Source organism: Streptomyces alkaliterrae, assembly GCF_007097205.2.
GTDB lineage: Bacteria > Actinomycetota > Actinomycetes > Streptomycetales > Streptomycetaceae > Streptomyces > Streptomyces alkaliterrae.
In genome coordinates, this window is record NZ_VJYK02000279.1 from 1 (window position 1) to 7,333 (window position 7,333).

7 protein-coding genes and 1 CRISPR repeat array are annotated in these 7,333 nt (G+C 70.7%); of the genes, 1 reads left to right on the plus strand and 6 read right to left on the minus strand.

The genetic code is table 11. The features are described from left to right. The 4 genes from FNX44_RS21295 to FNX44_RS21305 form a co-directional block, all read right to left on the minus strand. On the minus strand, positions 1 to 1,006 hold a 1,006-nt coding region (locus FNX44_RS21295; protein WP_500274152.1), incomplete at its 3' end, for a CRISPR-associated endonuclease Cas3''. 217 nt (positions 1,007 to 1,223) lie between these two features. Continuing rightward, a CRISPR array of direct repeats spans positions 1,224 to 2,963; the repeat unit is 29 nt; unit sequence CTGCTCCCCGCGCACGCGGGGATGGTCCC. Between the two features lie 234 nt (positions 2,964 to 3,197). Beyond that, positions 3,198 to 3,563, minus strand: a complete 366-nt coding sequence (locus FNX44_RS21300; protein ID WP_143650253.1) for a hypothetical protein — start codon at positions 3,561 to 3,563, stop codon at positions 3,198 to 3,200. 67 nt (positions 3,564 to 3,630) lie between these two features. After that, on the minus strand, positions 3,631 to 3,753 hold the full coding sequence (locus tag FNX44_RS29555; protein WP_267129482.1) for a hypothetical protein: 123 nt from the start codon (positions 3,751 to 3,753) through the stop codon (positions 3,631 to 3,633). 230 nt (positions 3,754 to 3,983) lie between these two features. Further along, positions 3,984 to 4,142 carry a hypothetical protein gene (locus tag FNX44_RS21305; RefSeq protein WP_153507577.1) on the minus strand — a complete coding sequence of 53 codons (159 nt, stop codon included), beginning with the start codon at positions 4,140 to 4,142 and terminating at the stop codon, positions 3,984 to 3,986. A gap of 717 nt (positions 4,143 to 4,859) precedes the next feature. On the opposite strand from FNX44_RS21305, the gene FNX44_RS21310 reads away from it, so the two are divergent. Then, positions 4,860 to 6,143, plus strand: a complete 1,284-nt coding sequence (locus FNX44_RS21310; RefSeq protein ID WP_143650255.1) for an NsdA family TPR-like regulatory protein — start codon at positions 4,860 to 4,862, stop codon at positions 6,141 to 6,143. On the opposite strand, the gene FNX44_RS21315 is transcribed toward FNX44_RS21310, so the two are convergent. Further along, positions 6,124 to 6,786: an HAD family hydrolase gene (locus FNX44_RS21315; RefSeq protein WP_143650257.1), complete on the minus strand. Its 663-nt coding sequence runs from the start codon at positions 6,784 to 6,786 to the stop codon at positions 6,124 to 6,126. The genes FNX44_RS21310 and FNX44_RS21315 overlap by 20 nt on opposite strands. Before the next feature lie 89 nt (positions 6,787 to 6,875). Beyond that, on the minus strand, positions 6,876 to 7,124 hold the full coding sequence (locus FNX44_RS21320) for a type II toxin-antitoxin system VapB family antitoxin (RefSeq protein WP_143650259.1): 249 nt from the start codon (positions 7,122 to 7,124) through the stop codon (positions 6,876 to 6,878). Between the last annotated feature and the right edge of the window lie 209 nt (positions 7,125 to 7,333).

Below are 7,333 nucleotides of genomic sequence, written 5' to 3' on the forward strand. Positions count from 1 at the left end.
CCACTGCCGCGAGCGCCGCCTCCGTCTTCCCCTCCCCCATCGGAGCCTCGACCACCAGCAGCCCCGGACGTGCCATACCGCGCGCCAACGCCACCGCCGCCTCCTGCACCGGCCGCACCCGCGCCCCCGCGGGCAGACTGAAACGGTCGGCGAACAGCTCCTCCGCGCTCCCGACCGGCGCCACCGCCCGCCACGGCTCCGGCAGGGCGAGACCGCGCCACGCCGCCTCCCACCGCGTCTCGGAGAACTGGCCCCGCGCGTCCGGGAAGTAGGGGAAGAGGTCCGGATTGCTCGCGATCCAGTCCGCGACGATAACCAGACCGGACAGCACCGCCTGCACCGGCTGCGGCAGCCGTACGTCCCGCCAAGCCGCAAGCCGCGCGTCGACGCCCGCCACGCGGGCACACGCCTCCAGCAGTTCCTCCTGCACGGCACGCCAGCGAGCCTCCGCCGACCCCGGCGTACGCAGCAGCTCCGGGTAGTCGGCGAGCGCGCGGGCATCTCCGCGCGCCGGCGGCACACCGTGGTGCCCGCCCACCACGACCGCGAACTGCATCGGCGCGGACCCGCTCCAACCATGGGACCGCCGCAGCCACTCAGCCAGCAACTGCTGGCCTGCCAGACCGTGCGGCGCGAGCCGCCGATCCTTCCCCAACTGCCGATGAGAAGGCATGGCCAACCCCTGGCACCGCATCTCGTGCGCGAGTTCCTCGACCTGGCAGGCGAAGGCCGGCGTCGCCTTGCCGATGTCGTGCGTTGTGGCCAGCCACACCGCCAACCGCCGCCCGTCCGCCTCTCCGGCCGGCAGCGCTTCGGCGGCCAGCCGGCGGACCTGCTCCGGCAGCCACCGGTCCCACAGCCTCCCGGCCACGGCTCCACTGTCGGCCATATGCCGCCACAGCGGCAGCCAGCCACCACTGGACCGGTCGTGCTTGGCCCACACCACCCGCGCCGGAGGTGACAATTCCGTACCGAAACGCGGCAGTTCATCCCTCTGCCCTGTCACGACGCGAGTACATCGCGTTCCTGTCCGGCCTGTCCAGCAAACACCGAAATCCGCCCTCTCGACGAGGGACTGACTACGATGCCCCCGATCCGCGATGCACGCGAAACGGTCCCCACCGCCCCGCAGACCGACCCGCCCAACCGGGAGCGAAATGTCCGAATCTCCAATAGTTGCTCAGCCCGGCCACCCGCCGCCCTAAACTCCCAGCTCACCAAGTCTGCTCCCCGCGCACGCGGGGATGGTCCCCCGTTGGCGGCGGCCCGGCGGTCGGCGCGGACCTGCTCCCCGCGCACGCGGGGATGGTCCCGGCGAGGTCTTCGACGTCGAAGCCGCGCTGATCTGCTCCCCGCGCACGCGGGGATGGTCCTCAGCACATCTAACCCCTAGGCGGCAAATGGCGGCTGCTCCCCGCGCACGCGGGGATGGTCCCTTGGTGAGGACTGGCGAGTCGTCACGGACCATCTGCTCCCCGCGCACGCGGGGATGGTCCCGCGCCGGTATCGAGCCCGGCCGGGGACGTCGGCTGCTCCCCGCGCACGCGGGGATGGTCCCATCGCCCGGGTGGCGATCGGGGCGCTCGGCGGCTGCTCCCCGCGCACGCGGGGATGGTCCCATCGCCCGGGTGGCGATCGGGGCGCTCGGCGGCTGCTCCCCGCGCACGCGGGGATGGTCCCGGGGGCGACGTGACAGCCGTAGAGGGCAGCGTCTGCTCCCCGCGCACGCGGGGATGGTCCCGGCGCCACCACCTGGTGGGCCGACGGCACCACCTGCTCCCCGCGCACGCGGGGATGGTCCCGCCGTGATCCACGCGTCGTGCTGAACGCCGACCTGCTCCCCGCGCACGCGGGGATGGTCCCCGCGTCGTCGGCGCCTTCGGCGGCAAGGAGCTCTGCTCCCCGCGCACGCGGGGATGGTCCCAACTCCAGTTGCTCGACCGGTCGGCGGTTGGCGCTGCTCCCCGCGCACGCGGGGATGGTCCCTACACCTCCAACATCATGTCCGCGTTGGGCTTCTGCTCCCCGCGCACGCGGGGATGGTCCCGTGGTCGGCGTAGTCGAGGCTGCTCCCCACGTCTGCTCCCCGCGCACGCGGGGATGGTCCCTCGACGTCCCAGGTCGCCCGGCCGTAGATCTGCTGCTCCCCGCGCACGCGGGGATGGTCCCCAGATGCGCCGCCAAGCCGAGATCGCGGGCCGCTGCTCCCCGCGCACGCGGGGATGGTCCCTGGTCGAGCTGCTGCCGCTCGGCCGGGGTGAGCTGCTCCCCGCGCACGCGGGGATAGTCCCCACGCCGATCCGGCGGTGAAGTGCATCAGATGGCTGCTCCCCGCGCACGCGGGGATGGTCCCTTCGGCTGGCCGCACCACTGCTTCTGGTTGAACTGCTCCCCGCGCACGCGGGGATGGTCCCCAGGCACACAGTTGCTCGATGAGAGCCCTGACCTGCTCCCCGCGCACGCGGGGATGGTCCCGTCCGCCAAGTGCTCCGCTCGGCGGCCTCCGACTGCTCCCCGCGCACGCGGGGATGGTCCCGGTCCCCGGCTGCCCCGCCTCCAGTTCGCCCACTGCTCCCCGCGCACGCGGGAATGGTCCCACCTTCGAGCCGCCGGAGACGTTACGGTCACGCTGCTCCCCGCGCACGCGGGGATGGTCCCTGCTCGCCACGATCACCGTCGACGACGGCCCGCTGCTCCCCGCGCACGCGGGGATGGTCCCTACTGCAAGTCCATGACCGGCGCGGCCGGTGACTGCTCCCCGCGCACGCGGGGATGGTCCCGCGCGGCGGCGCACCAAGCCGACCGACGCCGACTGCTCCCCGCGCACGCGGGGATGGTCCCGTCCAGCACACGGACGCCGAGGGCATCACGGTCTGCTCCCCGCGCACGCGGGGATGGTCCTCACGGCTGTTTCATCGCGCCCGAGGTCGTCGACTGCTCCCCGCGCACGCGGGGATGGTCCCGACCTGCGCCCCTCGTCCGTCTGCTCCCCGCGCGTGCGGGTCGTCCTCGCGCCCGACCCGCACGCCGCGATAGCACTCCAGGGAGTCGGCTGCACTCTTGCCTCTGTGTTTGCCATTCCTGAGGCGAGTCGGCGGTCACGGATTTGCGTGTACGCGGCGCTGGCGCGTGTCTCGTAGGTTTCTGCGGACAGTTCGTGGGCCACGATGAGCGTTCGAGGTTTGGGCGGTTTCCCGCTATGCCGACCGCGGGTCCGGGCAGCGTTCGCGGCCGCGCGGGCATGTCAGCAGCGTACGAACGACGATCCGGCCGGGTTCGTAGTAGCCGATGTAGGCGTCCTGGCCGAGTTGGAGCACGCGGTGTGCGTGTTCCAGGTGTTGCGCCACGGGGAGCCCGCCGGGCGCCGGTGTGTGTCCGCCCAGCTCCTTGGCGAGCCAGGCGTACGCCTCGTCGGCGTGGTGGTAGGTGCCGGCCAGCATGGTCTTCGGCTTCCGGAACCAGGCGTCCAACTCCCGTGGCATGACCGGCCTGTCGTCGTCGCGGGCTTGGGAGTCCGGTGGGATCTCGTGGCCGGTGTATCCGTAGGCGTGCCAGTGGTGCACAGGGCCTCCCGAGGTCCTGGTGGCCGGCCCCACTTATCGAGGGGCCGGCCGATTCGCAGGGGACGTACTACTCGCGGCCGCAGCCGGTGCCGCTCCCGCAGTCCGGTTCCTCGGCCGGCGGGGTCGTGTCGTCGACGTCCGGACCGTCGTCCTGCGGATCGAGGGACAGCGAGCGGAAGGGGATGCGCATAGGCTCCTCCGTGTAGGTGGTTGCTACCTGCGATCCGCCCCGGCCGGTCCTGCCAGGGATGTGCGGCCGGGGCGGGTTTGTGCGGGCCGACCAGCGGGAATTACTCGGCCGCCCGCCAGCCGGTCTTCAGGGCGTGGCGCCGAGGACGATGAGCAGCAGTAGCCCGGCCAGCAGCAGGCAGTAGACGACCTGTGCGGCCAAGGCATGCTCAACGCGGCGCCGTCGGCGGCTCACCGGTCGGCCTCGGTGTCCGCGAACGCCCGCCGGATCTTGGCGGCCACGCAGGTCACCGCGACCGCGTAGACCAGTTCTGCGGGGAGCTCGACCCACGTCTGCCAGATCGCGTCCTCATGCGGCCCTTCGTGCCCGGCCGGCCGGACATACGGCAAGCGCGACACGACAAGCGGCACCGTCTCCAGCCACTTCGGCCGACACCGCCCACACGACTCGACGTCAACGCCGTTGGCGCTCCCGGTGCTCACCGCGCTGACGCCCACGGCCCGTACCGCGTACCGGACAACGGCACCCAACGCGGAGCCGGCCGTTCGACAGACACATAGGGCCGGACCAGCCGAGACGCGTCCCCGCCCAACGGCCGCGTGTGGTCCGCCTTCTCTCCGACCGGCCAGCCACCCCGAGCGACGACAATCCGACGGCTCACGGCCATCCTCCTCACCGCGAGGCCTCCTCACGCGCCGTCTGGGACCGGTCGCCGTCGAGCTCGCCCTGGCCGTACGGCAAGCACCTCGTGCAGGCCCGGTGGGACCAACCGGGTCCGGTGTTCTGGTCGACGATCGCGACGGTCCGCACTGACGGATCAGCACGCTGACAGCGGTCGCAGCACATCAGCCCTCTCCCCCGTCGCTGCCGCGAACACTGCTCGGGAGTACCGGTGCTTCTCGATGGCTGTTGCTCACTCACCAGTCCCAGCTCCTGACTCGACGTCACATACCAGTCCTCATCATTGATGTCTCATTCGGGGAAAACGAGGACTTCCTGCGGCCTCTCAAAGGGCTTGGATAGGGCTTTGTTTGCTCATTCGAGCTACAACGAGGGCTGCGAGGCGGTAGCTTTGCCAACCTGGACACGTCTGGTCGGAGGTCACGATGACGCGCGCCGCAGGCAATCAGCGGTTGAAGGCGGCTCGCACTGCAGCCGGTTACCCCTCGCAGCAGAAGCTCGCCGATGCCCTTACCAGTGCCGCCCAGCACCTCGGCATGCGGGGAGTGACCGTCGGCGTGCGCCAGGTACGCCGCTGGGAGTCCTCCAAGCCCCCATGGCCGCACCCAGACCTGCAACGTGCGTTGGTCCACCTCCTCGGACAGCCCATCGAGAACCTGGGCTTCACCGCCCCGTGGGCAGCCGGCGAGGCGCCGCCGCCCGTCGGCGGCAAGTCAGGAGCGGCGACCGACTCGCGTGGGCGCGCCAGACTCGCGCCCGTACCGGTCAGCCCCCGACTGGTCGCCCAGCCTGCGAACGTCGCCGCCGATATAGAGGCGGTTACGCGCGCCCATCGCCGCATGTACTGGTCTGTCGCACCCGCCACTCTGAGCTCTGCCGTGCTTGAACACGCGCGACTTGGCTGTGCACTTCTCCCCGAGGTCGCTGGTGCCCATCATCGGCGCTTGGCTGCCGCGGTCAGCGAGTCCTATCTGCTGGCGGGCAGGATCCAGTTCTTCGACCTACGGGAGACCGAGCAAGCCAGAGACACACTTCTGCTGGCTCTGCAGGCCGCCGGTGAAGCTGACGACTCGCTGCTCGGCGCGGCGGTACTCGCTCACACCGCGTTCATACCAGGATGGGACGGGCTCCGAGAGGAGGCATACGAGCGCATGGTGGCCGCGCGGACCTATGCCAGACGCGGCGCCGCCAGTCCCGAGTTCCTTGCCTGGCTCGACGCCGTCGAAGCCGAGTGCGAGACACGCTCCGGGAACTTCCGCACCGCGCTGAATCTCATCCGGCACGCCGAGGATCTTCTCGACTCCGCAACCGGCGACGAGCCCGAGTCACCCCCGTGGATGGACTGGTTCAGCCCGGTGCGACTCGCCGCCTTCAAGGGCAACACTCAGCTCAAGGCCGGGCACCTACCTCAAGCACGTGACACCCTCGCCCGCGCGCTGGACGTCTTGCCGCCCGATTCAGACAAACAACGCACGGTCGTTCTCGCCGACCTCGCAGCAGTGGAGGCAGCAGCGGGCGCGGCGCCCGCCGCCTGCCGATACGCGACCCAGGCACTCGAACAGCTTGCCGTGACGTGGTACGCGACGGGCATGGAACGGGTTCGGGAAGTCCGACGAGCGTTGCAGCCCTGGCAGGCCGAGCGGTGCGTCCGTGAACTCGACGACCGGCTCTACGCCTGGGGGACGACCGTCAGCGCGCTCGCGCGTTGACGGTCGCGACCTGGTCCGGCAGTTCAGCGAGCGACGTAAGCCGCAGGTCCGGAAGCGTTCTCGCTTCCTCGGTGTCCCACTGGATCGTTGCCCAAGGCCCGCGCCGCACTAGCGCTGTGTGCATTCCGGCCGTCGCAGCCGGTCGGATGTCGTTGTCGAGCCGGTCGCCCACGTAGAGGATCTCCGCAGCGGGAAAGGGCACGACGGCGGCGACACGCTCGAAGAACTCGGGGTCCGGCTTGCTGGCACCCCAGTCGTCCGAGGTGCCGATCAGATCGACGTCCTGGTCGAACAGATCACGCAGGATGGCGCCGGCCCGCACGGTCTGGTTGCCGGCGATGCCGAGCCAGAGACCGTCCGCCGCGAGCTTCGCCAGGGTCGGCCGCACATCCGGATAGAGGTCAGCCTCTCCGAAGGTCTCCGGCTGGCCGGCGCGCGCACGCCGCTCACGTTCCGCATACAGGTCGAAGCCCGGCTGGAAGATCTGGAACGTCTCCCGATAGTCCCGCCCCTGCGCGATGACCGCGCCGAACATCGCGGCGAAGGTGTGGCGCGGGACTCCAAGCCAGTCAGCCCAAGTACCATACTCCCGCGTCTCGTTGACCAAACACTCACCGACGTCGAAGACCACAGCTCGGATCATGCGCCAAGCCTAGCGAGCGGCTGAGACGAGCAGCGGAGCCCACCGCAAAGCGTCCCTGAGATCCCACCGACCACGTCGCGCGGAGAGTGTCACCGTGGCGAGGTCATCTCGAGGGCTGCCCGCCGGGCTCGCTTCGCTGCGGCGTACGCCGCAGCCGCGGCTTCGAACTCGCCCCGCTCACCCCGCGTGGCCAGCTTCTCGGCCGCCTCAAGCCGCTTGGCACGCGCCACGTACTCCCGGGGCGCCAGGTTGATGGCCTCCTTCTTCGTCGACGCGCCCATGAGCCGCATCGCCTCAGTCAGCGCGTCGTCGTCAAGATCGATCGGAGCTCCGGACATGACCCGCCCGCCATCCCTCCCTCGAAAGTCTCGCGCATCCATGGCTACGCTAAGTCACCAATATTGCACTACTGTGCTCGCTCGGTGCACACGGGACGTCCGCTCACGCGGCGCTCACGCATTTGATGGGGAGACGCGAGCGCCCCCGCTGGGTTTGGTCAGCGGGGGCGGCTGGGAGGCTGGTCAGGCCGCCGGTCGGGACCGGCGGG

Coding starts and splice junctions, on each gene's coding strand:
- FNX44_RS21310 (WP_143650255.1), top strand. CDS start 4,860: ATGACGCGCGCCGCAGGCAATCAGCGGTTGAAGGCGGCTCGCACTGCA.
- FNX44_RS29555 (WP_267129482.1), bottom strand. CDS start 3,753: ATGCGCATCCCCTTCCGCTCGCTGTCCCTCGATCCGCAGGACGACGGT.
- FNX44_RS21320 (WP_143650259.1), bottom strand. CDS start 7,124: ATGTCCGGAGCTCCGATCGATCTTGACGACGACGCGCTGACTGAGGCG.
- FNX44_RS21315 (WP_143650257.1), bottom strand. CDS start 6,786: ATGATCCGAGCTGTGGTCTTCGACGTCGGTGAGTGTTTGGTCAACGAG.